The organism is Streptomyces fragilis, assembly GCF_003112515.1.
Taxonomy (GTDB): Bacteria; Actinomycetota; Actinomycetes; order Streptomycetales; family Streptomycetaceae; genus Streptomyces; species Streptomyces fragilis.
In genome coordinates this window covers 171,666-198,127 of sequence record NZ_BEVZ01000001.1, presented here as the reverse complement: position 1 = coordinate 198,127, position 26,462 = coordinate 171,666, and the positions used below count along the sequence as shown (strand labels likewise).

Genomic DNA, 26,462 nt, shown 5'->3' with positions numbered 1-26,462 from the left:
CGCTCTGCATGGCGCCCACCGAGAACGACGCAGTGGGAGCTGCGGAGGCAGTCCCGGCACCAACGGTAATGGCAATGCCAGTAGTAAGAGCCGCTGTGGCGAGAATTGACGGAAGGCATGAGCGGTGCACGATCCGGGCAAATTCCTGCTGGGCGTTGCGTTGGCGGTCGCGCTGGGTGGAGGGCTCCCTCGCGGACGTCGGCATGTTGCGGGCCGAGCCGATCGTGCTCGGGCGGGTTGCTTCCGATCCGACGGCCTCGCGCCTTGCCGACACCCTTGCTGCCTTCGGGGAAAAGACTCTGCGGGTGGTCCACACTGCGCGGGCCGAAGCACGCGAGCGGGCTTGGCAGTTGGCCGACGGCCGCCTGGGTTCGCCTAGCTCACCGACGACGTCCTGGACGGCCGACCGAAGGACAGGCGGCTGATCGTCAGGAAGAAACGGCCGCACTGCGAGCCACAGTTGAGGCTCACGGACGCGGACGGCATGCGGCTGACCTGCTTCGCCACCAACACGTCGGGCCGACCGGTCGCCGAACTCGAACTGTGTCACCGGCTGCGAGCGAGAGCCGAAGACCGCATCCGGGCCGCCCGCTCGACCGGCCTGCGGAACCTGTCCCTGAAACGCACCGCTCAGAATTAGATCTGGCTGGAGATCGTCCAGATCGCGATTGGCCTGCTGGCCTGGATGCCGAGGTCGTCCCGACCGGCAGGGCCCGCCTCGGGGAGGCCCGCCGCCTGCGGTTGTGCCTGTCCACCGCGGCCGGACAACTCGTGACCACCGGCCGCCGGCGGATACTCCGCCTAATCCAACATTAGCCCTGGACCAGCCACATCACCGCCGCTCTCGAACGGCTCACACTCCTGCCGACCCCGGCTGACCAACGGATCTCCCGTCCCTACGACAGCACCCCCACACCCGGAGCAGTGGAACCTGGCGCCACCCCGAGGCGACACTCGGGCCCTCAGCCTGCGCAGGCTCAGCCCATGGCACGAAAACGGTCCACCGACTCCGTCGGTGGACCGTCACGCAAGACCGAGGCTGCTTCACTTCTCGGCCAGGACTGGGTCAATCATTTTATGTAGCCTGCTGTAATTGACCTCCCCAAATGCCCTCGCCGCAATTTTTCCTTCCCGATCCAATACCACGGTTGACGGCACCCCTTGCAGGCTGAGAGTTCCTTTCGGGAAGCCCGACAAGATAATTCTTCCTGTCGGGTCGTACAGGCTAGGGTATGTGATCGAGTAGTCTTTTTCGAAGGCTTGAGGGAGTCGCTTGTCTGCATCCCTAGTGTTGATACCGACAAATGCAACCCCGTCACCTTTCAACTCTTTGGCCACCTCGTTGAGGTAGGGAGCTTCGGCTCGACAGGGGGCGCACCATGATCCCCAGGCGTTGATCACGACAATCTTCCCGCGATAGCTGGAAAGATCGAGGGAGTCACCATGCAAGGTTTCGCCTTTGATCTTCCCAACGCTCTTTCGATTTTCCTTTGGGATGGTTTGAATGCCTTCTTCGCCTGAGACAAAGGAAGTCCCGGCGCGGTCGGGCGTTCCGCCGTCTCCGCAGGCGGACAGAGCGGCCGCAGTGACAACGAAGACCGAGGTGAGTGCGACTGCACGAGCAGCGATCTTGAGAGGCATGCGTCAAGCTTCCCATGGGGGACCGCAGCGTTGTACGACGGCCCACTGCGGTTGCTGCTTGTCGGTTCAACCCTGGCTTCGTCAGCGGTGATCCTTGCTTGTCCGGGTTAGCCGGCCCCGTAGCGCCCCAACCCTCACATGTGGATCACTGGGGTTGTCGCATTGCTGCGCCGGGTTCTCCAGCTCGGGTGCGGCGTTCTCCTTGTTCTTATGGGAACGGCTCTGGGCTGTTCTGTTCAGGTGCTCTGGGGGAGGCTGGTGTGCCGTTCCAGCTGAGGGCGAAGGCGGGGGCGCAGGGCCATGATGCGCCGAGTAGGGAGTGCCGCATGTGGGGATGGTGGGCGAGGCGGCAAGCCTGACGGTGGGTCCGCACCCATCGTCCGGAGTCGTCTACGGTTCCGCCTGTCCCCGTGGCGGGCGACTCGTCACCACCGTCGGCGCCCGCTGCCGACCCCGAACCGGGGGCCTTCATCGACCGCGTTGCTGCAGCCTGCGTCACAAGTCCCATCCGACCAGTTTTGACCTCACACTTGGCACTCAGATCGAAACCTCGGCACAGAGAATAAAAGCTCCACATGCTTTTTCCGAGTGCAGATAGTTTTCAGGCAATGCAGATATTCCAGTAGGGGTCGATTGCCGTTCGGGGCTTGCGGAGAGGTGGGATGCCGCCGAATATTCGCCGCGCGGTCATCGAAAATAGCGCAAAATGCGCAGGGGTGGCTGTGGTGGTTGCTTCGCTTTTTGACTGCCGCCGCCCCGGCCCCAGGGCGCTGGGGCGTGGGACGCCCTGGGAGGCTGTGCGATCGCAGAGAACAATGGAATCTGCGCAGCGAAATATTTCCACTTCGGGGGTGTGGATCTCAAGGCGTGCTGGTATACGACCACGGATGGCGGAAATATCTATGGCCTGTGCGAGTATGACCCGGGTGATGCGGGCGATGAAGTCGGGACAATGCACTGGCAGGCCCGGTAGCTCATTGTTTAGAGGGTTTGGCGTTCTCGTCGGCTAGGTGCATTTTGAATTCTGTGGAATCCAGTCGATTGCGGATTTGAGTTCCACCAGTATTCCGCCGACATCCTCGCGAGGTCCGTAGTATGTAAACTCTATCGCTGGAGCCCTTCCGTACGTCCGCAGGGCGCTAACCCCCTCTCTCTCCAGGCGCTCCTCGTCCAATACCCAATCGATACCTTCCGCGGCTATACACAAATTGGTTGTGGGTGGCAGTTCACTCACTCCGCATCGCAAAACCGCAGAGGCGTTGCCCCAAGCTGCGACTCCATTCCCTAGGGTCCAGTCGCGCGTTTTGTCAGATACCTTGCCCGGCGCAAGAGAAGCGACCTTCGTGCACTCGGGCCTATCTCCCTGGGGCGCGGACGAAATATTGTGGATCTTCGTCAGGGCAAGTGCCGAGGTGGCGCAGACGAGTATGGTTGCCACGCTGGCCCATACCCACAGTCTGCGGCGTGAGCCTTTGCGGCGAGGGCTGTTGTGTTCCATGGTGGGTAGACCTATCGAAGTGATCTGGCGAGCGCTGTGAAGGTGTTCTGCTGGCTCCGAGGATTCATCCTAGACGGCCTACCTCCTGCAGTACCCCTGTACTCCGAGACTCCCCTGCCGTGGAGTGCCTGGACCAGGCGGACTTGTGCAAGCGGGTGAGGGCTGGCCGGCAAGGCTTGAAGGCCAGTTGGCGAGGCTCTTTCATCTGACGCAGTTGTCGACGGGGCGGACGGGTTGACGGGGCGACAAAGCAGCTTGAGGAGAGTGCACAGGAGGTGTTGCGGATGTCTGTAAGAGGCTGGTGATCGCGCGTGCAGTAATGCTTGTCGGTCACTCCCCAGCGATTTGGTCCGGGCGATACCCAAATTCCGGTTCCGGTGAAGCCGTAGTGGACCCAGACGTCCTGATGGTTGGTGGGGCCGGGTGCCGGAACAGGCCGCGTGGCGGCTGGAGGCCGCCGGTCTGCACGGTGAGGGAGTGTGTGGTCCAGTCAGGGCAAAGCCCACCCGGGCGGGGGTGGTGGTGTGGCCGAGCATGCAGCGGAGGAGGGCGCCCAGGTCGTCGAGAACGGCGAAGGTGTCGGCGATGCCGCAGACTCCGCCGAGGAGACGGGCGGAGAAGCCATGGGCGATGCCCCTGAGGCGGGTGCCGGTGTCCTGGTTGAGTTCGGTGGGTGCACAGCGTGATGCGGTGTCGGCGGCCAGCGGGCCGAAGCGGATGGAGCTCATCTCGAGTGGGCGCCAGGTACGGATTTCGCAGAGTTGGCCGAGCGGCTGGCCGGATAGGTGTTCCTTCTGGAACGAGGTCACCGACTACCCGTGCCGAGCGGGGCGGCGAGGCCGAGGACGCCGTCTCCCCAGGAGGCTCCGACGGAGGACCGGACTGCGAGGATCGTGGTGATGCCGACGACGTCGAAGACGGGCGGAGTCCCGGCCCGAAGTCCGTGCCGGATGGTGCTGATCCGTCGGGCGATATGCCAATGAACAACTCCCCATCCGCTCACGCAAACGGCCCCGGACGAGACGTCCGAGGCCGAATAGGAGCCCTCCCTGGGGGATAAACCCCCAGGTCGGAGCAGTATTGCGTTGTGCCCCCGGCAGGATTCGAACCTGCGACACCCGCTTTAGGAGAGCGGTGCTCTATCCCCTGAGCTACGAAGGCAGGAGGCCTGGCCGAGGGCCGGGCCGCCGGGGTCAGTGTAGCGGGTGGGGGCTCGTGGTCGAGGGGAGTATGTCGCGTGAGCTGTGCTCGTCGGTGGTGTGGGCGGCGGGGGGCGGTGGGCCTAGGCTCCGCGGCATGGACAAGGAACTGAGGGGCGAGCGGTGCGGGCAGTGCGGGGCCGGGGAGCTGGAGCCCGGGTTCGTCGAGGATGCGGGGGAGGGTTCGCGGGGGTTCGCGCGGTGGGTGGCCGGGCCGCTGGAGCGGGGGATCTTCGGGGGCGCCAAGCGGTTCGGGCGGGAGAGGTGGGAGATCGAGGCGTTCCGGTGCGTGGGGTGCGGACACCTGGAGCTGTACGCGCGGCACCGGGCGTAGAGGGCGGTGGGCTGTGGGCCCCGGCGACGGCGGAGGGCCGGCGGGGTGAGGTGCGGGGGTGGCGGGGCCGGTCAGTCGCGGGTGACGCGGAGGCGGTAGGTGTCGCCGGGGCCCTTGGCGAGGACGCGGAGGCGGATGCCGTTGTCGCGGTCGGTGAAGGTGTCGCCGGGGGTGAGGGTCGCGTCGGAGAGTTCGGCGTGGACGTTGGGGGCGTGGGTGCAGCCGCCGCTGTCGCGCCGGTGGTCGTGGACGGTGACCGGGCCCTGGCCGGTCTCGACGCCCGCCTCGACGCGGTAGACGAGGACGCCCGGGCGGCAGACCAGCTCGTCGTTGCCCTCCTGGGTGCGGACCTCGACGGCGTAGCTGGAGTCCGCGTCGAGCGGGAGCACCACCAGCTTGGGGCCGCCGGCCCGGGCCAGCGGGGTCAGCACGTGGTCGGAGGTGGAGTCGGCGCGCGCCGCGCAGCTGACCTGGCCGGCGTCCAGCCAGCCGAGTTTCCACTTGTGCCAGCCCAGCAGGTCGTTGTTGGCCCCCCAGTCCTCGCTCATGATGTCCCAGTGGCCGGCCGCGCCGCCGCCGTCCTGGGTGTAGAGGTCGGGCAACCCGAAGACGTGGGCGTTCTCGTGGGGGAGGACCCGGTAGCCGGTGCGGCCGTAGCTGCCGGAGCCGTCGTCCTGGCGGGAGTAGACGAACGAGGTGTGGGAGACGGGGACGCCGTCGGCGACCGGGGCCTCGGTGTTGGCGGCGAAGGTCACCGAGAGCACGGTGTCCAGCGCGGAGGGGCCGGCGTTGGGGGTGACCAGGATGTTGAGCAGGTCGTACCGGCGGAAGTCGACGTCCGCGTCGGCCTCGTCGACGATGTCCTCGACCAGCCCGCGGTAGGACGGGTCGAAGGGGGCGCCGCGTTCTATCCCGTACTCCTCGAAGTCCTTCGGCATGCGCAGCCACCGCTTCACCGGGGCGTCGGCGCGGTAGTCGAGGCGGCCGTAGGAGCTGGTGCGGAACCAGTCCTGGGTCTGCGGGAAGAACTCCGCGTACCGGTCCATCGCGTCGCCCTCGCCGTGCGCGTCGGGGAAGTCGACCATCAGGGTCAGGGCGCGGACGGTGCCGGTGGCGGCGGAGTAACCGGCCGGGGTGGGCACGCCCTCGGACATCTGGGCGTCCAGGCCGCCGCTGATCATGCAGGGGGCCAGCCCCACGGCGGCGCGGGCCGGAGGGACGGGGCCGGCCGCGGTCGGGTCCTCGGTGCGCTCGTTCACCGCGGAGGTGCACACCGCGAGGCTGAGGGCGCACAGGGTGGCCAGCGAGGCGATGCGACGGGAACGGGCGGAGCCCGCCCCGTCGCCGGGTATGGAGCGGCGGTACACGCTGCGCGGCATGCTCGGCCTCCCACTCCGCCGTGGCGGCCGGTCGGTTCACCGGGCCGCCCCTGCGATCACCCTGGGCCGGACCGGTGACCGTCGCTCGCTGGGAGGGGCCGGTCGGGGGTTTTCGCGGAGAAGAGGTTTGGCGGAGCGCGCGGGCGTGCGGAAGGCACCGGACGTGCGGGAAAAGGGCCGAGCCCCGGACGTCCACGGGGGGAGAGGACGCCGAGGCTCGGCGGGCGGGACCCGATGCCGGGGGGAGTGCACCGGGGCCCGGTATTGGAGGGGCGGCCTGTCAGGGGCCGGCCCAGTTGTTGTGCCCGCGCTCGGAAGCTTCACGCGGTCTTTTTCCGCCGTTGCGCGGGGGCCGCAACGGCGGGATCACGGCGGAAAAGTCACGCTGCGGCGTCGAACCCGGTGTCGCGGGCCAGCTTCTTCAGTTCGAGCAGGGCGTGCTTCTCGATCTGCCGGATGCGCTCACGGGTGAGGCCGTGTTCCTTGCCCACCTCTGTCAGCGTACGCTCCCGGCCGTCCTCGATGCCGTAGCGCATCTTGATGATCGACGCGGTGCGCTGGTCGAGGTGGTTGATGAGGTCGTCGAGCTCCTCGCTGCGCAGCAGCGTGAGCACCGACTGCTCCGGCGACACCGCGGAGGTGTCCTCGAGGAGGTCGCCGAACTGGGTCTCGCCCTCGTCGTCCACCGACATGTTCAGCGAGACCGGGTCGCGCGCCCAGTCCAGCACGTCGGTGATGCGCTCGGGGGTGGCGCCCAGCTCCTCGGCGATCTCCCGGGGCTCCGGGTCGCGGCCGTGCTCGCGGTTGAACTCGCGCTGCACGCGGCGGATGCGGCCCAGCTCCTCCACCAGGTGGACGGGGAGCCGGATGGTGCGGGACTGGTCGGCTATGGACCGGGTGATGGCCTGACGGATCCACCAGGTCGCGTAGGTCGAGAACTTGAAGCCCTTGCGGTAGTCGAACTTCTCCACCGCGCGGACCAGACCGGCGTTGCCCTCCTGGATCAGGTCCAGCAACGGCAGCCCGCTGCGCGGGTAGCGGCGGGCGACCGCCACGACCAGACGCAGGTTGGACCGGATGAAGACGTCCTTGGCCCGCTCCCCCGCGTCGACCAGGGCTTCGAGTTCCTCACGGGTGGCGTCCGACTTCGACTCCGCCTCGCCGTCGAGGATCTGCTGGGCGAAGACGCCCGCCTCGATCGTCTCGGACAGCTCGACCTCCTTGGCGGCGTCGAGCAGCGGCGTGCGCGCGATCTCGTCCAGGTACATGCCGACCAGGTCGCGGTCCGCGATCTCGCCGCCATGGGCGCGAACGCTGCGTGCCGCGTCGGACGTCCCGCCGGAGGTGGCGGACTTGCGACGGGCGACGGCACGGGTTGCCATGCGTGTGCTCCCTAACGATGGTGGGCGGACGTTTTCCTGCTGTGGACACCGGCCTCCCGGGCGGCCGTTCACCACCCCCGGCGGGCTCGGTGTGACGCTGAAGCGTGTGAGCCTCACTGTCACCGGGTGCCCGGCATCCGTGGGATACAACGACCGGAAACGGGACAGAATTCCCGCACGGTCCCACCAGTCCCTCCCGCATGCAGTACCCTGCCCGCCCGCACCGCGGAGACGGAGGAACACGGTGGGTGAGGAAGTACAGGTCAGAGCCGGTGCCGAACGGGACCTGGCGGCACTGACGGCCATCTACAACCACTACGTGTGTGAGACGCCTTACACGTTCGACACCGAAATCTTCACGCCTGAGGACAGACGCGTCTGGCTGGCCGCGTATTCCCCCAAGGGCCCGCACCGCCTGCTGGTCGCGGAGGACACGGGGACGGGAGAGGTGCTCGGCTACGCGACCTCGGGCCGGTTCCGTCCGAAGCCCGCGTACCTGAGCTCGGTCGAGTGCACGGTCTACCTGGCGCCGGGCGCCACCGGCCACGGGGTCGGGGGCCGGCTGTACGGGGCGCTGTTCGAGGCGCTGGCGGACGAGGACGTGCACCGGGCGTACGCGGCGATCGTCCCGCCCAACGAACCGTCCGAGCGACTGCACCGGCGCTTCGGCTTCGAACCCGTCGGAGTCCTCCGGGAGGTCGGGCGGAAGTTCGGGCGGTACTGGGACGTGGCCTGGTTCGAGAAGGCCCTCTGACGGCTGCGCCGACGGCTGCCGCTACGGGGCGACGCGACGTTCCATCGCGGCCCGCGCCGCCTCCTCGGTCGGGTAGACCTCGCACATGTGGCGCCCGTCCGGCGTCGCCGTGTGCTCGACCTCCCACAGGGAGGTGCGGCGGCCGCCCGGAAGAAGGAAGGCGTGCTCGTACAGCGACAGGCACACCCCCGCCCCGGTGCGGCAGGGCGGTCCGAAGGCCTGGATGATCTCGTGCGCGTACGCCGCCCGCAGGGCCGCCGCGGCCTCCGGGCCCGGACGGTCCGGGTTCTCCGCGCGCCGCAGCAGCCGGCGCAGGTGGTCCGCCGAGTCGTCGGGCGCGTACGGCGGAGCGGAGCCGGTCAGGGGAGGCAGCCTCACCGGCGGCAGGCGCAGCGCGTCCATCGCCGCCGGCGCCGGCTCGTCGGACGGCAGGGGGAGCCGGCCCGTGGCCGCGGACAGCTCCTCCTGGTCCGCGTAGACCTCGTGCCGCACCAGGCCGTCCGGCGCGGTGTTGTGGACCAGCTCCCACAGCGTGAGCACGGAGCCGTCGGAGAGCAGCCAGGTGTGCCGGTGGGTCTCCCGGTACAGGCCCGCGCTGTGGTGGGCGGAATGGAGCGAGCCGTCGTACGCCAGCGCGGAGTCCAGCCGCGTCAGGACCTCGTCGGGCAGTTCGAAGGAGTTCAGGGCGCGGCCGAGGAGCCGGTCCAGGTGCTCCTCCGGGTACGCCGCCGTCTCGTACGGAACGCTCAAGGCTGCTCCCAGCGTCGCTGCTTGTCACCTTGTGGGTGCATACCGTAGCCCCTCGCTCGGACATCATGTCCGGGAACCGAGAAAACGTACGGTTGTTGAGACGCGTACTTCCCCTGGGAGGTTGCCCCGAAGCGGAGGCGTACGCCGGTCGTACGCTTGACGGATGAGTTCCTCCCCCGACGACGCCGGGACCGACGCCCCGGCCGACGCCTCCGGCGGCACCCCGCCCGGCTCTTCTCCCGACGCGGCTCCGGCTCCCGCCGACGCGTCCGCGCCCCGCAGGCCCAGGGCCGCGCTGGTCTTCGACGACCCGCTGGACCAGCAGTCCTCGGACGACACCGACCAGGGATGGGGCGAGCGCCCCCATGGTGGGGGCACCGCCGCGGACCTCCGCCGCTTCCTCGACGAGAAGCCGCCGCACCACCTCTGAACCATCGGGCTGCACGTCCGGACCGTCGGGCTTCGAACCGTCGGGCTCCGAGCCGTCGGGTCCCCCTCCGAGCCGCCGGGTCCGGGCCGGGTCGCCGCCCCGACGCCGCTCAACGTCCGCCCCGGAAGGCCACCGTGAGCCGGTCGTCCGGCGCCGTGCCGAGCAGGCGCACGGCGGCGGGGAGGGGCGCGGAGAGCACCACGAGCGCCCCGCCGCCCGCGCCGCCCGTGTCGAGGTCGCCCGGGCCGGCCCCGGTCGGCCCGGGCAGCCGGACCACCCGCACCCCGCGCGCCAGCACCCGCGGACGGCCCCGCGGTCCCGCGGCCACCACGTCGACCAGGTCCCCGCGCCGCAGCAGCGCCGCCACGGCAGGGTCCGCCAGCCGTACCGGCGCCTCCACCCGCTCCCCGCCCGGCGGAGGCCCGCCCTGCGGCGCGCCCCCTGCTCCGCCCCCGCCCCCGGGGTCCGACGAAGCCGAGGACGCCGCCGGTGAGGCCGAGGTGGCCGGTCCCGGCGCGAGGGCGGCCACCGCGACGGCCGTCAGCGCGGCGGCGAGAACCCGGGGCGCGGCGCGGGCCGGCCGGCCGCCGCGGCGGAGGCGCCCGCCGGGCACCCGCAGCGGGGCGAAGAGCGGGACGCTGCCCGGGGCGGGCACCCCGCCCGGCCCGAGTCGCCGCAGCGGGGCGGCGGATGAGCCGGTGGAACCGGAGCAGTCAGGGGCGCAGGTGTTCGCGGCGTACAGGGGCGTGTTCATGGGCCTACGCTGACCCATTTCCGCAACCCCCGCCGGAGGCTGTGGACAACCCTCCCCGCACCCCCGTCCACAGCTCACTCGGGAGAGTGAAGGGCGGGGGAGCCGGGACTACGGGAGGGCGAAGCCCGGGTCCTGGGCGCCCAGCGCACCCGCGCAGAGGCAGGTGCGCGCGTCGGTCGCCGGGAGTGCCGCCACCGCGTCGAACAGGACGTCCCGCAGGCGGTCCACGTTGGCGCCGAACACCTGGAGCACCTCCTCGTGGGAGACGCCCTCACCGGTCTCCGCGCCCGCGTCCAGGTCGGTGACCAGGGTCAGCGAGGTGTAGCAGAGCTCCAGTTCCCGGGCGAGCGAGGCCTCGGGGTGGCCGGTCATGCCGACCACGGACCAGCCCTGGGCGGCGTGCCAGCGGGACTCGGCGCGGGTCGAGAAGCGGGGCCCCTCGATCACCACCAGGGTCCCGCCGTCGACGGCCTCCCAGTCGCGGCCGCGCGCCGCCTTGAGGGCGACGGCCCGCCCGGAGGGGCAGTAGGGGTCGGCGAGGGAGACGTGGACGACCTGGGGAACGGTGCCGTCGGGAAGGGGGAGCCCGTCGAAGTAGGTGCCGGCCCGGGACTTGGTGCGGTCCACCAGCTGGTCGGGCACCAGCAGCGTGCCCGGCCCGTACTCGGGCCGCAGACCGCCGACCGCGCAGGGACCGAGGACCTGCCGGACGCCCACCGACCGCAGCGCCCAGAGGTTGGCGCGGTAGTTGATGCGGTGCGGCGGCAGGTGGTGCCCGCGGCCGTGCCGGGGCAGGAACGCCACGCGGCGGCCGGCGATCTCGCCGACGAACAGCGAGTCGCTGGGCGGCCCGTAGGGGGTGTCGACCGCGACCTCGGTCACGTCGTCGAGGAACGAGTAGAAGCCGGACCCGCCGATCACGCCGATCTCGGCGCTCACCGTGTTCACCATGGCCCGAACCCTAGGCCCTCCGCCACGGGGACCGACACGGCCCCGACCCCACGACGGACGCGCGAAGGCCCCGTTCCGGTCCCGGTGACGACCGGAAACGGAGCGGGGCCCGCGAGGCGTGGTGGGTCAGGCGGCCGAGCTGCTGCTCGACGAGGACGTCGAGGCCGAGGCCGACGAGGCGGCCGGGGCCGACGTCGACGACGTGGACGAACCCGACGTCGAGGAGGAGGCCGAGGCCGACGCGCTCGAGCCCGTGCTCGAGGAGCCGGACTTCGCGGCCGGGGAGCTGCTCGACGAGGAGCCCCGGCTGTCGTTGCGGTAGAACCCGGAGCCCTTAAAGACGATGCCGACGGCCGAGAACACCTTCTTCAGGCGGCCCTGGCAGTTCGGGCACTCGGTCAGGGCGTCGTCGGTGAACTTCTGCACCGCCTCGAGGCCCTCGCCGCACTCGGTGCACTGGTACTGGTAGGTCGGCACTGTCTTCCTCCTGGCACTCTCACTCAATGAGTGCTAACGACGATCCATCTTGACGCATTCCACGCCGTCAGTCCACTGCCGCACCCCGTCCGGTGACCGAAACCACTGAACGACCGCCTCGCGCACACCCCGCCGCACCCTCACCGGGCCGCGCCCGAAGTGCCCAGCCAGCCGGCCAGCTTTCCGCCCCGGGCCACCGCCCGCAGGCGCCGCTCGGCGGCGTCCTGCACCTGGTCGGTGGCGATCACCAGCAGCTCGTCGCCCCGCTGGAGCACCGTGGCGGGGGACGGCACGAAGGAGGCGCCGGCCCGGACCACCAGGGTCACCGAGGCGCCCACCGGCAGCCGCAGCTCGCCGACCTCGACGCCGTGCATCCGGGAGTCCCGGTCCACGGTCAGCGAGAGCAGGTGCCCGCGCAGCCGCTCCAGGGGCGCGGACTCGATGCCCAGGTCGGAGGCCTCGTTGTCGTCGCCCAGGCGCAGCTTGCGGGCCAGCCAGGGCAGCGTCGGACCCTGGATCAGCGTGTAGACCACGACCAGCACGAAGACGATGTTGAAGATCCGGCGGCTGCCCTCCACCCCGGCCACCATCGGGATGGTGGCCAGGATGATCGGCACCGCGCCCCGCAGGCCCGCCCACGACATCAGCGCCTGCTGCTGCCAGGGTACCCGGAACGGCGACAGGCAGGCGATCACGCTCAGCGGCCTCGCCACCATCGTCAGGACCAGTCCGATCACCAGCGCGGGCAGGATGTCGTCGCCCAGCTCCCGCGGGTTGACCAGCAGGCCGAGCAGCACGAACATGCCGATCTGCGCGATCCAGCCGAGCCCGTCGGCGAAGCCGCGGGTGGCCGGGTGGTGCGGCAGCCGGGCGTTGCCCAGCACCATCGACGCCAGGTAGACGGCGAGGAAGCCGCTGCCGTGCGCGATGGCGCCCGCCGCGTAGGCCGTCACCGCCATCGACATCACGGCGATGGGGTAGAGGCCGGAGGCGGGCAGCGCGACCCGCCGCAGCCCCCAGGCGCCCAGCCAGCCGACCGCCAGGCCCACGGCCGCGCCGATCGCCAGCTCCATCGCCATCTCCGCGAGCAGCAGGTACCAGTGCTCGACCGGCCCGGTGGTGGAGAAGGAGACGACCAGGATGACCACCGGGGCGTCGTTGAAGCCCGACTCGGCCTCCAGGGTGCCGGTGATGCGGGACGGCAGGGGGATCCGGCGCAGCACCGAGAAGACCGCCGCCGCGTCGGTCGAGGAGACCACCGCGCCCACGATCAGCGCCTGCCGCCACTCCAGTCCGGCCAGGTAGTGGGCGGCGGCTGCGGTGACCGCCACGCTCACCGCGACGCCGGCCGAGGCCAGCACGGCGGCGGACGGCAGCACCGGTTTGATCTGGCCCCACTTGGTGCCCAGGCCGCCCTCGGCGAGGATCACGACCAGGGCCGCGTAGCCGATGACCTGGGTCAGCGCGGCGTTGTCGAACTCGATGCCCGCGATGCCGTCGGAGCCCAGCGCGATGCCGATGCCGAGGTAGACGAGGAGGCTCGGGAGCCCGCTGCGCGAGGACACGCGCACGGCGGCCACGGCCACCAGGAGGACGAGCGAGGCGCCGAGCAGAAGCTGGTTGAGGTGGTCGACAGTCAGTTGGCGCCCTTCCCTTCCCTCCGAGGTGCTGCGAACCGAGGTGCTGTGAACCGAGGTGCTGTGAACCGGGGTGCTGCGAACGGCCCCGTGCGAGAACGGGGCGGCAGCGGCAGGTCTTTCGTTACCTTACCTAACTCTTGACGCTTTCTTGACGCGCTTTCGCCATTCCGCGCCCCGCCGGAGTGCTTCGCCGGGGGTCGCACCGGGACGAACGGGACACCGTGGACACCGCGCTCGCTTGATGCCACGGGTTCACAGACGCCGCGTCAAGCCGCCGCGCCCCGTGCGCCTATCGTTGCTCCAGCGCGACGTCGGGCCACGCCGCCGCGCCCAGAACTGACCACCGCCCGCCCCGCCGCTCGCGTGAGGACAGCAAGGACAGCGATGCCCCCCAACACCACCGCCTCTTCCGGTCAGCAGCCCGGCAAGTCCGGCAGGAAGAAGGGGCGCAAAGCCCGACTCCTGGTCCTTCTCGTCGTCCTCGCGCTCATAGGCGGCCTGGTCTACGGCGGGTACTGGACGGTCAGCACCGTCCGTGCCTCGTTCCCGCAGACCAGCGGGTCGCTGACCCTCAAGGGCCTGTCCGGCCCGGTCGAGGTCCGGCGCGACGGCCAGGGCGTGCCGCACGTCTACGCCGACTCCGAGGAAGACCTGTTCATGGCGCAGGGCTTCGTCCAGGCGCAGGACCGGTTCTACGAGATGGACGTGCGCCGCCACCTGACCGCGGGCCGGCTCTCCGAGATGTTCGGCGCGAGCCAGGTCGGCACCGACGAGTTCCTGCGCACCCTCGGCTGGCGCCGGGTCGCGCAGCAGGAGTACGACAAGAAGCTGTCGGCCTCCACCAAGAAGTACCTGCAGGCCTACACCAAGGGCGTCAACGCCTACCTCGGCGACCGTGAGGGCGACGAACTCTCCCTGGAGTACGCGGCGCTCGCGCTCACCGGCGACTACACGCCGGAGCCGTGGACCCCGGTCGACTCGGTGGCCTGGCTCAAGGCGATGGCCTGGGACCTGCGCGGCAACATGCAGGACGAGATCGACCGTTCGCTGATGACCAGCAGGCTCGACGCGCGGCAGATCGCCGACCTGTACCCGGGCTACCCGTTCGAACGGAACCGGACGATCGTGCAGGAGGGCGCCTACTCGCAGGCCACCGGCACCTGGGACCAGAAGGCCACCGCGAGCCAGCAGGCCACCGGGAACCAGCAGGCCACCGGGAACCAGCAGGCCACCGGGAACCAGGAGGCCACCGGGAACCAGCAGGGCCAGGGCGGCGCCGCCGGGCTGCCGGGGGTCGCGGCGGAGGACCAGGCCGGGCTGCAGAGCCAGCTCGCCGGTCTCTACGGCGCGCTCGACGAACTGCCCACCGCGGTCGGCGTCAACGGCAACGGCATCGGTTCCAACTCCTGGGTGATCGCCGGGAAGCACACCGTGGGCGGGGCGCCGCTGCTGGCCAACGACCCGCACCTGTCGCCCGCGCTGCCCTCGGTCTGGTACCAGATGGGCCTGCACTGCCGCACCGTCTCCGAGAGCTGCCGCTACGACGTCTCCGGCTACACCTTCTCCGGCATGCCCGGCGTGGTCATCGGCCACAACGCGCAGATCGCCTGGGGCATGACCAACTCGGGTGTGGACGTCAGTGACCTGTACCTGCAGAAGGTCACCCGCGAGGGCTACCAGTACGACGGGAAGACCGTCCCGTTCCGCAGCCGTGAGGAGACCATCAAGGTCGCCGGCGGGGCGGACAAGAAGATCGTGGTGCGCGAGACCAACAACGGCCCGCTCCTGTCCGACCGCGACGACGAACTCGTCCAGGTCGGCAGGAAGGCCGGCGTGAAGGCCGCCGCCCCCGACCGGGGCGACGGCTACGGGGTCTCGCTGCGGTGGACCGCGCTCGACCCGGGCACCACCATGGACGCCGTCTTCGCCATCAACACGGCGCGCAACTGGCAGGAGTTCCGCAAGGCCGCCCAGCTGTTCGAGGTGCCTTCGCAGAACCTCGTCTACGCCGACCGGAAGAACATCGGCTACCAGCTGCCGGGCCGCATCCCCGTCCGCGCCGAGGGCTACGACGGCGCGCTCCCGGCGCCCGGCTGGGACCGCGCCGCCCGCTGGACCGGCTGGATCGACCAGGACGAGCTGCCCTTCGAGTTCAACCCGGAGCGCGGTTACATCGTCACCGCCAACCAGGCCGTGGTCGACGAGGACGCCTACCCGTACCTGCTGACCGGCGACTGGTCCTACGGCGCGCGCAGCCAGCGGATCAACGACCTGGTCAAGGCGAAGATCGAGGGCGGCGGCAAGGTCTCCACCGAGGACATGCGGGAGATGCAGACCGACAGCAGCAGCGCGATCGCCAAGCTGCTGGTGCCCGAGCTGCTGAAGATCGACCCGAAGGACGACGACGTCCGCGACGCGCAGGAGCTGCTGGAGAGCTGGGACCGCACCCAGACCCCGGACTCGGCGGCCGCCGCGTACTTCAACGCGGTGTGGCGCAACATCCTGAAGCTGGCGTTCGGCAACAAGCTGCCCAAGGAGCTGCGGGTCGAGGGCCAGTGCCTGTGGGTGGAGCCGGTGAACACCACCGGTCCCGCCGAGGAGGCGGACAAGGTCCGCGAGTGCGGCCGGCGCAGCGCCACGCAGGCGCAGCCGGACGGCGGCGACCGGTGGTTCGAGGTCGTGCGGAACCTGATGGAGGACGAGGACAGCGAGTGGTGGACCACCGGTAAGTCGCTCAACGGCCGCGAGGGCGCGAAGAACGACCGGGACAAGCTGCTCGAGCGGGCCATGGTCGACGCGCGGTGGGAGCTGACGGCGAAGCTCGGCAAGGACATGGACAGCTGGAGCTGGGGCCGGCTGCACACGCTGTACCTGAAGAACCAGACCCTGGGCACGGCCGGTCCGGGCTTCCTGCAGCACATGCTCAACCGCGGACCCTGGGAGCTCGGCGGCGGCGAGTCCACCGTCGACGCCACGGGGTGGAACGCGGCAGGCGGGTACGGGGTGGTCTGGGTGCCGTCCATGCGGATGGTGGTGAACCTCGCCGACCTCGACAAGTCGAAGTGGATCAACCTCACGGGCGCGTCCGGGCACGCGTACAGCTCGCACTACGTGGACCAGACGGACGCGTGGGCGAAGGGGGAGCTGTACGACTGGCCGTTCTCCGCGGCCGCGGTGAAGCGGGTCACGGAGGAGACGCTCACGCTGAAGCCGTGACTCCGCGCCCGCCGGGCCCACGACACCGGGGCGGTTCCCCCACGGGGGAGCCGCCCCGGCGGCGTTCCCGGGCGCGGCGGCGCGGGGCCCGGGCCGCGGTGTGGGGGCGCGAGGCCCGCGTCAGGCGCCCGCGTACGGTCAGCCGAAGCGGTGCAGGCCCGAAGGGGTGACCGCTGCGGTGACGGGGCGGTCGTGAGGTTCGGCGGGGACCGTGTCGCGCAGCTCGGCGTCGTGCAGGAGGACCACCAGCGCCGGGGCGGCGCCCGCCGCGTCCAGGCGGGCGAGGACCCGGTCGTAGGAGCCGCCCCCGCGGCCGAGCCGCAGCCCGCCGCGGTCCACCGCGAGCCCCGGCAGGAGGACCACGTCCGCGGCGAGCACCGCCTCGACGCCGTCCGGCGCGCCGCCGGGTTCCAGCAGCGTCATCCGCCCCGCCCCCAGCGGCCGCGCCACCAGCGCGTCCGCGCCGCGGTACTCCCCCCAGTCCAGGTCGTCGTCCTCGCGCAGCACCGGGAGCAGCACCCGCACGCCGCGTCCGCGCAGGGCGTCCAGCAGCGCACGGGTCTCCGGCTCGGAGCCCACCGAGACGTACGCCGCGACCGTCCGCGCCCGCGCCAGCTCCGGCAGCTCCAGGGCTCGCGCCGCCAGCGCGCGCCCGGCCGCACGGCGCTCGTCGTCCGTCAACCTTCTCCTTGCCGCAAGGATCTCCGCGCGCAACCTTCGCTTGGCATCCTCTTCAGTCACTGTTGTCTCCCACCGCGGTGTCTCCCACCGCTTCCCGGCCGCACGATCGGTTCAGTTTTCCGCCCGAATGCAGCCATATGACGTGGAATCGAATGGAGCTACCGATTCCGTACAACTCAATGGATATGGTTGCGAACATGATGAAGGCACATCCTCGGATCAGTAAGGCTGTCATCCCGGCGGCCGGTCTCGGCACGCGGTTCCTGCCGGCCACCAAGGCGACGCCCAAGGAGATGCTCCCGGTCGTCGACAAGCCGGCGATCCAGTACGTCGTCGAGGAGGCCGTCCAGGCCTGCCTGCGGGACGTGCTGATGGTCACCGGCCGCAACAAGCGCCCCCTCGAGGACCACTTCGACCGCAACTACGAGCTGGAGAACGCCCTCGCGCGCAAGGGCGACAACGACCGGCTGGCCCGCGTACAGGAGCCGACCGACCTCGCCACCATCCACTACGTCCGCCAGGGCGACCCCAGAGGCCTCGGCCACGCGGTGCTCTGCGCCGCCCCGCACGTCGGCGACGAGCCGTTCGCGGTCCTCCTCGGCGACGACCTGATCGACCCGCGCGACCCGCTGCTCTCCCGCATGATCGAGGTCCAGGGGGAGTACGGCGGCAGCGTCGTGGCGCTGATGGAGGTCGACCCGGCCCAGATCCACCTCTACGGCTGCGCCGCCGTCGAGTGCACCAAGGACGCCGACGTCACCCGGGTGACCGGCCTGGTGGAGAAGCCCGATCCCGCGGACGCGCCGTCCGCCTACGCCGTCATCGGCCGGTACGTCCTCGACCCGGGCATCTTCGAGGTGCTGCGGCACACCGCGCCGGGACGCGGCGGCGAGATCCAGCTGACCGACGCCCTCCAGCACCTGGCGGCCGACGAGAGCATCGCCGGCCCCGTCCACGGCGTGGTCTTCAAGGGCCGCCGCTATGACACCGGAGACCGAGGCGACTATCTGCGTGCGATTGTCCGACTGGCATGCGAACGTGAGGACCTGGGGCCGGACTTCCGGACCTGGCTCCGCCGATTCGTAGCCGAGGAGATGTAACGGACTTGAGCACCACCGCACCCCGCAGCACCGCGTCGCCGTCGCAGGAGGACCGCCTGTGGACGGTGGAGGAGCACCTCGAGGACATCCTGTCCACCGTCCGCCCCCTCGAGCCGATCGAGCTGCAGCTGCTCGACGCCCAGGGCTGCGTCCTGGTCGAGGACGTGACGGTGCCGGTCTCCCTGCCGCCCTTCGACAACAGCTCGATGGACGGCTACGCGGTGCGCGTCGCGGACGTGACGGGTGCGAGCGGGGAGTTCCCCGCGGTCCTCGAGGTGGTCGGGGACGTGGCGGCCGGTCAGGCCCCCGGGCTGAAGGTGGGCCCGGGGCAGGCCGCCCGCATCATGACCGGCGCGCCGCTGCCGCCCGGCGCCGAGGCCGTCGTGCCCGTCGAGTGGACCGACGGGGGTCTCGGGGGCGGGCCGGCCACCGGCATGAAGGCCCGCAGCAAGGCGCCCGAGGGCGCCTCCGGGCAGGTCCGGGTCTACCAGGGCGCCGAGGCCGGGGCACACGTCCGCCGGGCCGGCAGCGACATGAAGGCGGGCGACCGCGCCCTCGCCGCCGGCACCGTCCTCGGGCCCGCCCAGCTCGCCCTGCTCGCCTCGGTGGGCCGGGCCACCGCGAAGGTGCGGCCCCGGCCGCGCGTCGTGGTCCTCTCCACCGGCAGCGAACTGGTGCCGCCCGGCGAGCCGTTGAAGCCCGGGCAGATCCACGACTCCAACAGCTTCGCGCTCACCGCCGCCGCCCGGGAGGCCGGCGCGATCGCCTACCGGGTGGGGGCGGTGGCCGACGACGCGGAGACCCTGCGCACCAGCGTCGACGACCAACTGGTGCGCGCCGACCTGCTGGTGACCAGCGGAGGCGTCAGCGTGGGCGCCTACGACGTGGTCAAGGAGGCGCTCACCGCACCCGAACCGGCGCGGCTCGAGGCCGGGGACGGCGAGGAAGGCGACGGCGAGCACGGCGGCGCGGAGCCGGCCGCCGCCGGCGTGGACTTCCGGCGCGTCGCCATGCAGCCCGGCAAGCCGCAGGGCTTCGGGCTGATCGGGCCCGACCACACGCCGGTGCTCACCCTGCCGGGCAACCCGGTCTCCTCGTTCGTCTCCTTCGAGATCTTCGTCCGCCCGGTGATCCGGGCCCTGATGGGCCTGCCCGAGGACCAGCTGCACCGGCCGCGCGCCCGGGCCGCCCTCGACGCCGGCAAGGCGCTCTCCTCGCCCCGGGGCCGCCGCCAGTTCCTGCGCGGGCGCCTCGACGGCGACCGGGTCACCCCGGTGGGCGGTGCGAGCTCCCACCTGGTCGGCGCGCTGGCCCAGGCGAACGCGCTGATCGTCGTACCCGAGGACGTCACCTCGCTGGAGCCCGGCGACGACGTCGAGGTGGTCCTGCTCGGCTGACGGACGGATCCTGGCGGTACCGTGTCGCGCATCGCCGTGCACACCTCGCACGGCAGCGCACGGCAGCAGCCCTGAACGACTAAGGACGCCTTCCGCATGGGTACGCAGGACCGACTGACCCACATCGACGAGGCGGGCGCCGCCCGCATGGTCGACGTCTCCGGGAAGGACGTGACCGCCCGCACCGCCCGCGCGAGCGGCCGGGTCCTCGTCCACCCGCGCGTGGTGGAGCTGCTGCGCGGTGAGGGCGTGCCCAAGGGGGACGCCCTCGCGACCGCGCGGATCGCCGGGATCATGGGCGCGAAGAAGACGCCCGAACTGATCCCGCTGTGCCATCCGCTGGCCCTCTCCGGGGTGAAGCTCGACCTCGCCGTCGCCGACGACGCCGTCGAGATCACCGCCACGGTGAGGACCACCGACCGCACGGGGGTGGAGATGGAGGCGCTGACCGCCGTCACCGTCGCCGCGCTCACCGTCGTCGACATGGTCAAGGCGGTCGACAAGGGCGCCGTCATCACCGACGTGCGGGTCGAGGAGAAGACCGGCGGCAAGTCCGGCGAGTGGAGGCGGGCGTGAGCGGCCCGCGGGAGGACGGCCCGCAGGGGTACCGGGCGCTGGTCGTCACCGCCTCCAACCGGGCCGCGGCCGGGGTCTACGAGGACCGCGGCGGGCCGCTGCTGAGGACGGGCCTGGAGGCGCTCGGGTTCGCCGTGGACGGGCCCGTGGTGGTCCCCGACGGCGACCCGGTGGAGGCCGCGCTGCGGGACGCCGCCGCGGCCGGCTACGACGTGGTGCTCACCACCGGCGGCACCGGCGTCTCGCCCACCGACCGCACCCCCGAGGCGACCCGCCGGGTCGTGGCGTACGAGGTCCCCGGCATCCCCGAGGCGATCCGCGCCCAGGGCCGCGGGAAGGTGCCCACGGCGGCGCTCTCGCGGGGGATCGCGGGCGTCGCGGGGCACACGCTGATCGTCAACCTGCCCGGGTCCACCGGCGGGGTGAAGGACGGCCTCGCCGTTCTCGGCGACCTGCTCACGCACGCCGTGGACCAGCTCCGCGGCGGGGACCACCCCTCCTCCTCCGCGCCGTCGGGGGGCCCGTCCTCCGGGGGTGCGAGCTGAACGGCCTGCTCTGGCCCGTGGTCCTGGAACACGGTGACGTCCGGCTGCGGCCGATGCGTATGCGCGACCAGGGCGACTGGCGCGAGGTGAACCGCCGCAACCGCGACTGGCTGCGCCGCTGGGAGGCGACCATCCCGCCGCCGATGCCGGGCGGCCCGGTCACCCACCGGCCCACCTTCCGGCAGATGGTCCGTCACCTGCGCTCCGAGGCGCGGGAGGGCCGCATGATGCCCTGGGTCGTCGAGTACCGGGGGCGCCTGGCCGGGCAGTTGACGGTCGGCAGCATCACCTGGGGCTCCATGTGCTCGGGGAACATCGGCTACTGGGTGGACCAGGCGGTGGCCGGCCGCGGGGTGATGCCGACGGCGGTCGCGCTCGCCGCGGACCACAGCTTCCGCTCGGTGGGACTGCACCGCCTGGAGGTCTGCATTCGCCCGGAGAACGGCCCGAGCCGCCGGGTGGTGGAGAAACTGCGATTCCGCGAGGAAGGGCTGCGGCCGCGCTATCTGCACATCGACGGGGACTGGCGCGACCACCTCGTCTACGCGCTCACCGCGGAAGAGGTCCCCGAAGGGATGCTGACGCGTCTGTCCAGGCTGAGGGGCCGCACGCCCTGAGAGAGGGCCGAGAAGGCACCCGGCCAACGGTAATTGAATAAGTGTTCGAATTTGGGTCCGTTGCGCTCACATTTGGGTGCAGGAATTCATGCTTCCGGCGGTCTGTGATCACATCGGTCGCCTAAAGGCTCGAAATATCAGCCAGATCGTGCGACACACCGTGTGAATTGGCAGATGGCCTCACCCAAACCGCTCTACCGTGTGACCGTGAGCAGCAGCGGCCTCATCTACGCAGTCATTGTCGGGGCCTGGGCCGCCTACTTGGTGCCGATGTGGCTCCGTAGGCAGGACGAGCTGAACGAGGCCCGTCCGACGGAACGCTTCAGCACCGCCATCCGGCTGCTGTCCGGAAGAGCGGGGATGGAGCGCCGTTACGCCAAGGACCTCGCGCGCTCCTCCGACGAGGCGGAGCCCGCGGCCGACACGGTCGACCCGGACGCCGTGACCGACTCGGTCGACGTCCGGGCCTTCGCCGTACCCCCGGACGATCCGCGCCCCGCCGGGCCGGAGCAGCGCCGTGGTGAGGCTTCCGGCGTCCGGCGACGGGGCGAGGGTCCCCCGGCGGGCAGGCGGCCCGGCCATGAGGCGGCCCCGGGCGATCCGGGGCCGGGTGCGCAGCGGCCCGACCGCCCGGACCGCGCCGAGCACCTGGCCAGCGCCGAGCACCTGGCCCGCACGGAGCGCCTGGAGCGGCCCGACCGCCTCGACCGGGCCTCCCGGGCGGCCGCGGAGCGGAAGGCGGAGGCGGCGCGGGCGAAGATCGCGCGCTCGAAGGTGATGGCGCGCAGACGCCGCACCATCACCCTGCTGTTCGTCGCCTTCAGCGTCGGCGCGGTCGCCGCCGCGGTCGGCGGTGTCGCCTTCCTCTGGGCGCCGGCCCTGCCGGCCGTGCTGCTCAGCGTCTACATCGCCTACCTCCGCACCCAGGAACGCCGCCGCTTCGCCTACCGCATGGACCGCGGTCAGGCCGAGGAGGCGGCGCGGCGCGTGCGCGAGCGGGGCCGTGAGCGGGAGCGCGAGCGCGGCGGACGCCGTCGTCCGCGCCCGTCGCCCGCGGCGGACCCCGAGCGCGGCACCGAGCGCATCCCGCGCGGGCCCGGGCACGTTCCTGGCGTCCAGCGGCCCGCCGGCCGTCCCGGCGACGGCGTGCCGGAGCCCGAGGGCCACGACCCCGGGCCGGCCACGCTTTCCTCGCTCGCCGCCGACCGGCTCGCCCTCATCGAGCAGACCGACCACGCCGAGTGGGTCGACCAGCAGCGCGAGCCCGAGCGGGAGGCGGGTCCCTCCGACAGCTGGGAGCCGGTGCCGGTCCCGCTGCCGACCTACGTCACCGCGCCGGTCGCCCCGCGCGCCACCTCCGACGTCGACCTCACCGACGACGCCTGGAGCTCCGCCCGCGCCGCGGTCGGCGCGCAGCGCCACGACCAGCCCGCGGAGCCGCAGGCCGCCGCCGGGGAGGCCGAGGCGTCCGACGCGTCCGCGGCCGAGGAGCCCCAGGCCCACCCGGAGCCCCGCGGCCGTTCCGGCGGCCGCCGGGGCCGTGGGCGGGGCCGCACCCCGCTCTTCGACCAGTACGCCGAGGGTGACCGGGACCGGCCGCGGGCGGCCAACGAGTGAACCGGCGGACGGACCGGCTTCCGGCCTGCGGGGATCGCGCGGAACGGATTTCCAACCACCCGGACGGGGATGCTAGAGTTTCACTCGTTGCAAGGGCCTGTGGCGCAGTCCGGTAGCGCACCTCGTTCGCATCGAGGGGGCCAGGGGTTCGAATCCCCTCAGGTCCACCTGCACGACAAGATCCCGCCGATCTCACGATCGGTCGGGATCTTCGTCGTTTCCGGGGCTGGCCGCTCCCGTCCGCGGCCGCCCCGGGCCGGGCGGAGTGCGCCCGGCCGGGGGGTACGGGTCAGACCGTGGAGCGGGCGCCGGGCAGGGCCTCGCCGAACCTGAGGTCCGCGTAGCGGCGGGTGAGACCGACCCCGTTGCCGCTGATGGTCGCGGAGCCGCCGGCCACCGGGCCGGACGCGGCGCCCTTGGCGAGCCACACCACGCCGTACGCGTTCTCGTTCGGCACGCCCACGACGGTTTCCGCGCGGCCGTCCTTGTTCAGGTCGCTGAGGTGGACGGACCCGCCGAACATGTCGCCGGCCTCGGCGGCGCCGGGCACCCCGGCGGTGTCCTGGGAGTGGGACGTGGAGCCGGCCGCGGTCAGGCCGGCGGCCGACCCGCGCAGCAGGGTCGTGGAGCCGGCGTAGCTCCGGGAGCCGACGGCCTCGCCCGGGGCGCCGATCAGGACGTCGGCGTACCTGTCGCCGTCGACGTCGCCGACGCTGAGCGAGGACCCGAACATGTCGCCGTCCTCGGCCGCACCGGGCACGCCGGCGGTGGCTTGGTGGAAGACCTGGGGCTTCTGGTCGGGAGTGATGCCCAGCGGGCCGCCGTAGAGGACCTGGATTTCGCCACCGCGGTGGGCGGGCGTCTCCCCGGACGTCAGCGACGCGTCGTACGGGACGCCGGTGACCAGGTCGCCGTAACCGTCGCCGTCGATGTCGCCGATCCGGCCCGTGAGGCCGTCGGCGAGGGGGAGAGCGGTGTAGGAGCCGGGGTGGTTCTCCCGGTGCACCGGTCCGGAGGCGTCTCCGTCCATCGGGCCCGGCAGCCAGAACCGTTCGGCCCTTCCGTCCCCGTTCACGTCACCGATGACGACGCCCCGGTTGGTGCCGAGGTCCATCACGAACGCCCGGGACGCCGGGGCCCCGGTGCGGGTGAAGGGGCCGGTGTACGTGGTGGCGCCGCACCGGCCGGTGACCCCGAGGTCGGGCGCCCCGTCGCCGGTGACGTCTCCCGCCGCGACGCCGGCGGCGAAGCCGCAGCCCTCGTCCAGGCCGGTCGGGGTCGGAACTGTGGCGCCGCCCTTCAGGCCCGCGGATCCGCCCCAGACGACGGTGAGCGCTCCGGTGCCCGCCATGGTCCCCGCGGACTCGTTCGGTGTGCCGACGAGCAGGTCGGCGTAGCCGTCCCGGTCGAGGTCGGCGGAGGTGACGGACGAGCCGAAGCCGTCCCACGCCTCCGGGGTGCCGGGGACGCCGGTCGTCGCCTGCGTGACGACGGTGCGGCGGGAGGCGGTGACGCCGGTCGCGGAACCGTAGAACACCACGACCGCGCCCGCCGCGTCGACGGAACCGGCCGCGGCGCCGGGCGCGCCGACGGCCAGGCCGCGGTAGCCGTCACCGTTGAAGTCGTCCTGCACGGCGGCGGTGTTGGCGCCCCGGTAGGGGGAGGCGGCCGCGGCCGGTGCGGCGGGGAGGGCCGACGTGGCCGCCGCGCAGAGCGCGGCCGCGGCGACGAGCGCGGCGCGCGGCGTTCCGCCCGTCCTCCGGCCGGACGCGGGCGGACGGGGCACGGTGGACCGACGGGACGGCATGGCTGCTCCTGGTAGGGGGGACGTGGCGCCGGAGGAACGGACGAAGGGCTGGGCGGCGTCGGGGCGGAGGGAACTCATCGGCCGGTCACCACGTGCGCGAAGCGTGCGGCGCCGGCCGTGCCGAGCCCCACGCTGCCGGGGGTGACGGAGACCGAGCCGGTCGCGGTGACGGAGGAGGCCGAACCGCGCAGCACCCATAGGCCACCCGTCCGGTCGTTCTCGCCCGGAGCACCGACCAGCAGGTCCGCGCTGCCGTCCTTGTTCACGTCGACGAGCTGGACGGCCGTGCCGAAGGCGTCCCCGGCCTCGGCGGCGCCTGGGACGCCGGCGCTGCTCTGCATCCAGGTGCGGGCGTGGGCGGTGTCCAGGCCGTCCGTGGCGCCGCGGACGACGGTGACGGCTCCGGCCGAGCCGTTCTCGCCCGGGGCGCCGATCACCAGGTCGGCCCGGCCGTCCTTGTCGGTGTCGCCGATGGCGACCGAGGCGCCGAAGCGGTCGCCCGCCTCACCCGCGCCGGGGACGCCCGCGGTGTCCTGGGTGATGGTCCGCACGGAGCTGGGCGTGCCGTCGTAGGTGATCCCGAAGTAGACGGTGACCTGGCCGCCGAGCGCGGTGCCGGGGCTCTGCGAGGGGTCCTCGGGGTTGCCGACGACGAGGTCGAGGGAGCCGTTGCCGTCGAGATCGCCGACCGCGGAGCTGGTGCCCGCCGGCAGGGCGGCGGGCATGAAGCCGCCGGGGCGGACCAGTTGCGCGCGGGGGTCGTCGCCGTACCCGTCGTAGCCCCAGCCGCCCTGCCCGTAGCCGCGGCCGTGGATGACGAGGCCGTCGTCGGAGCTGGGCTGGTCCAGGACGGTCAGGGCGACGACACCGTGGCCCGGGTTGAAGTCGCTCCCGGTGCCGCTGGTGCCGGAGGACGCGGACAGGTCCGCCGGCGCGAAGGTGACGGACGAGTCGTTGGCGCCGACGGCGATCGACAGTGCGCCGCCGTTGACCGGGTTGAGGGAGCCGAACGTGCCCACCGCCAGGGTCCCGCCGAACGCGTCGTGCTCGTACGGCCAGGGGTCGGGGACCGTCTTCGCCTTCACCGGGCCGGACGCCGACCCCCACACGACGGTGACCGAACCGCCGCCCACGTCCCCGGCGACCTCCTCGCCGGGGGCGCCGACGACCAGGTCGCCGTATCCGTCGGCGTTCAGGTCGTGGACCACCACGGAGGCGCCGAAGCGGTCGCCCGTCTCGGCGGAGCCGGGTATGCCGGTGGAGTTCTGCGTCAGCACGGTGCGCCGCTTCGGGTCGACGCCCCGGGCGCCGCCGTACAGGATGACCACCGCGCCGGCCCTGGCACGGCCCGAGACGGTGGCGTCCGGGGCGGAGACGACCACGTCCCGGTACCCGTCCTTGTCGATGTCGCCGTGGGTGCCGGCGGCGGCCTGGGCGCCCGCCGCGGTGAGCGGGGTGAGGCCGCAGGCCAGCAGGGCGGCGGACATCAGCAGGTGGCGTTTGCGCATGGGGAATCCTCCAGGACACGCGGAGCGCGAGGTTGCCGGGTGAGGGGCGGCCCCGCACCGGACGGCGCACGGAAGACACCTGAAGGGGCTGGAGGGTTGTACGGGGCGCGAGTTCGGAGGAGCGGGACCGTCGAGGCGGCTTCCGGCGGGAGGTGGCCGCGGAAGCTCGTGTGTATGGTGCGTGCCAACTGCTCGGCGACCGCGGGAGG

General features: G+C 72.0%; 22 protein-coding genes, 2 tRNA genes and 3 pseudogenes. 13 read left to right on the top strand and 14 right to left on the bottom strand.

The genetic code is table 11. The features are described from left to right. Positions 1-121: 121 nt before the first annotated feature. A pseudogene (locus Sfr03f_RS31760) lies at positions 122-356 on the top strand (IS1380 family transposase); the annotation flags it as partial. A 23-nt stretch (positions 357-379) separates the two neighbouring features. Continuing rightward, positions 380-813 (top strand): annotated as a pseudogene (locus Sfr03f_RS31755) (transposase); the annotation flags it as partial. Positions 814-1,044: 231 nt separating this feature from the next. Here the strand turns inward: Sfr03f_RS31755 and Sfr03f_RS00830 are convergent. The 4 genes and pseudogenes from Sfr03f_RS00830 to Sfr03f_RS00820 form a co-directional block, all read right to left on the bottom strand. After that, on the bottom strand, positions 1,045-1,641 hold the full coding sequence (locus tag Sfr03f_RS00830) for a TlpA family protein disulfide reductase (RefSeq protein WP_108951703.1): 597 nt from the start codon (positions 1,639-1,641) through the stop codon (positions 1,045-1,047). A gap of 1,006 nt (positions 1,642-2,647) precedes the next feature. Further along, positions 2,648-3,139, bottom strand: coding sequence for a DUF3515 family protein (locus Sfr03f_RS00825; RefSeq protein WP_108951702.1), 492 nt, complete (start codon positions 3,137-3,139; stop codon positions 2,648-2,650). A gap of 274 nt (positions 3,140-3,413) precedes the next feature. Further along, a pseudogene (locus Sfr03f_RS30995) lies at positions 3,414-4,058 on the bottom strand (serine hydrolase); the annotation flags it as partial. Between the two features lie 169 nt (positions 4,059-4,227). Then, positions 4,228-4,300, bottom strand: a tRNA-Arg gene (locus Sfr03f_RS00820). Positions 4,301-4,435: 135 nt separating this feature from the next. Between Sfr03f_RS00820 and Sfr03f_RS00815 the strand changes: the two genes are divergently transcribed. Continuing rightward, a complete protein-coding gene (locus Sfr03f_RS00815) occupies positions 4,436-4,672 on the top strand; it encodes a hypothetical protein (RefSeq protein WP_159105505.1) in 237 nt (78 codons plus the stop codon). A gap of 71 nt (positions 4,673-4,743) precedes the next feature. On the opposite strand, the gene Sfr03f_RS00810 is transcribed toward Sfr03f_RS00815, so the two are convergent. Continuing rightward, entirely contained in the window at positions 4,744-6,051 is a 1,308-nt protein-coding gene (locus Sfr03f_RS00810; RefSeq protein WP_108951700.1) for a M6 family metalloprotease domain-containing protein, read from the bottom strand. A 380-nt stretch (positions 6,052-6,431) separates the two neighbouring features. Further along, complete coding sequence (locus Sfr03f_RS00805; protein WP_108951699.1) at positions 6,432-7,433, bottom strand: sigma-70 family RNA polymerase sigma factor; 1,002 nt, start codon at positions 7,431-7,433, stop codon at positions 6,432-6,434. Positions 7,434-7,677: 244 nt separating this feature from the next. Between Sfr03f_RS00805 and Sfr03f_RS00800 the strand changes: the two genes are divergently transcribed. Next, positions 7,678-8,187, top strand: coding sequence for a GNAT family N-acetyltransferase (locus Sfr03f_RS00800; RefSeq protein WP_245967319.1), 510 nt, complete (start codon positions 7,678-7,680; stop codon positions 8,185-8,187). Positions 8,188-8,208: 21 nt separating this feature from the next. Here the strand turns inward: Sfr03f_RS00800 and Sfr03f_RS00795 are convergent, their stop codons facing one another. Then, a complete protein-coding gene (locus Sfr03f_RS00795; protein ID WP_108951697.1) occupies positions 8,209-8,937 on the bottom strand; it encodes a DUF6227 family protein in 729 nt (242 codons plus the stop codon). Between the two features lie 163 nt (positions 8,938-9,100). On the opposite strand from Sfr03f_RS00795, the gene Sfr03f_RS00790 reads away from it, so the two are divergent. Then, entirely contained in the window at positions 9,101-9,367 is a 267-nt protein-coding gene (locus tag Sfr03f_RS00790) for a hypothetical protein (RefSeq protein ID WP_108951696.1), read from the top strand. Between the two features lie 109 nt (positions 9,368-9,476). Here Sfr03f_RS00790 and Sfr03f_RS00785 read toward each other — a convergent pair whose 3' ends face one another. From Sfr03f_RS00785 to Sfr03f_RS00770, 4 genes are all read right to left on the bottom strand, one after another. Then, positions 9,477-10,121 carry a hypothetical protein gene (locus tag Sfr03f_RS00785; protein ID WP_108951695.1) on the bottom strand — a complete coding sequence of 215 codons (645 nt, stop codon included), beginning with the start codon at positions 10,119-10,121 and terminating at the stop codon, positions 9,477-9,479. Between the two features lie 108 nt (positions 10,122-10,229). Continuing rightward, positions 10,230-11,072, bottom strand: coding sequence for an S-methyl-5'-thioadenosine phosphorylase (locus Sfr03f_RS00780; protein WP_108951694.1), 843 nt, complete (start codon positions 11,070-11,072; stop codon positions 10,230-10,232). 126 nt (positions 11,073-11,198) lie between these two features. Then, on the bottom strand, positions 11,199-11,549 hold the full coding sequence (locus Sfr03f_RS00775) for an FmdB family zinc ribbon protein (protein ID WP_108951693.1): 351 nt from the start codon (positions 11,547-11,549) through the stop codon (positions 11,199-11,201). Between the two features lie 140 nt (positions 11,550-11,689). Next, positions 11,690-13,189 carry a potassium/proton antiporter gene (locus Sfr03f_RS00770; protein WP_108951692.1) on the bottom strand — a complete coding sequence of 500 codons (1,500 nt, stop codon included), beginning with the start codon at positions 13,187-13,189 and terminating at the stop codon, positions 11,690-11,692. Positions 13,190-13,573: 384 nt separating this feature from the next. Between Sfr03f_RS00770 and Sfr03f_RS00765 the strand changes: the two genes are divergently transcribed. After that, positions 13,574-16,405 carry a penicillin acylase family protein gene (locus Sfr03f_RS00765; protein WP_108951691.1) on the top strand — a complete coding sequence of 944 codons (2,832 nt, stop codon included), beginning with the start codon at positions 13,574-13,576 and terminating at the stop codon, positions 16,403-16,405. Positions 16,406-16,543: 138 nt separating this feature from the next. On the opposite strand, the gene Sfr03f_RS00760 is transcribed toward Sfr03f_RS00765, so the two are convergent. Then, a complete protein-coding gene (locus Sfr03f_RS00760; RefSeq protein WP_372514333.1) occupies positions 16,544-17,086 on the bottom strand; it encodes a 5-formyltetrahydrofolate cyclo-ligase in 543 nt (180 codons plus the stop codon). A 197-nt stretch (positions 17,087-17,283) separates the two neighbouring features. On the opposite strand from Sfr03f_RS00760, the gene galU reads away from it, so the two are divergent. From galU to Sfr03f_RS00725, 7 genes are all read left to right on the top strand, one after another. Further along, complete coding sequence (gene galU / locus Sfr03f_RS00755; RefSeq protein WP_108951689.1) at positions 17,284-18,186, top strand: UTP--glucose-1-phosphate uridylyltransferase GalU; 903 nt, start codon at positions 17,284-17,286, stop codon at positions 18,184-18,186. Between the two features lie 5 nt (positions 18,187-18,191). Then, positions 18,192-19,583, top strand: coding sequence for a molybdotransferase-like divisome protein Glp (glp, locus tag Sfr03f_RS00750; RefSeq protein WP_108951688.1), 1,392 nt, complete (start codon positions 18,192-18,194; stop codon positions 19,581-19,583). 96 nt (positions 19,584-19,679) lie between these two features. Beyond that, positions 19,680-20,159, top strand: coding sequence for a cyclic pyranopterin monophosphate synthase MoaC (moaC, locus tag Sfr03f_RS00745; protein ID WP_108951687.1), 480 nt, complete (start codon positions 19,680-19,682; stop codon positions 20,157-20,159). Next, entirely contained in the window at positions 20,156-20,704 is a 549-nt protein-coding gene (locus tag Sfr03f_RS00740) for a MogA/MoaB family molybdenum cofactor biosynthesis protein (RefSeq protein WP_108951925.1), read from the top strand. Before moaC ends, Sfr03f_RS00740 begins: the two co-directional genes overlap by 4 nt. 17 nt (positions 20,705-20,721) lie before the next feature. Then, a complete protein-coding gene (locus Sfr03f_RS00735; RefSeq protein WP_281262815.1) occupies positions 20,722-21,321 on the top strand; it encodes a GNAT family N-acetyltransferase in 600 nt (199 codons plus the stop codon). Positions 21,322-21,528: 207 nt separating this feature from the next. After that, entirely contained in the window at positions 21,529-22,938 is a 1,410-nt protein-coding gene (locus tag Sfr03f_RS00730) for a SepX/GlpR family protein (protein ID WP_108951923.1), read from the top strand. Positions 22,939-23,031: 93 nt separating this feature from the next. Next, positions 23,032-23,105 (top strand) — tRNA-Ala (locus Sfr03f_RS00725). Between the two features lie 122 nt (positions 23,106-23,227). Here the strand turns inward: Sfr03f_RS00725 and Sfr03f_RS00720 are convergent. Together Sfr03f_RS00720 and Sfr03f_RS00715 are read right to left on the bottom strand one after the other, a co-directional pair. After that, entirely contained in the window at positions 23,228-24,745 is a 1,518-nt protein-coding gene (locus tag Sfr03f_RS00720) for an FG-GAP-like repeat-containing protein (protein WP_108951686.1), read from the bottom strand. A gap of 74 nt (positions 24,746-24,819) precedes the next feature. Next, positions 24,820-26,253, bottom strand: coding sequence for an FG-GAP repeat protein (locus tag Sfr03f_RS00715; protein ID WP_108951685.1), 1,434 nt, complete (start codon positions 26,251-26,253; stop codon positions 24,820-24,822). Positions 26,254-26,462 lie beyond the last annotated feature (209 nt).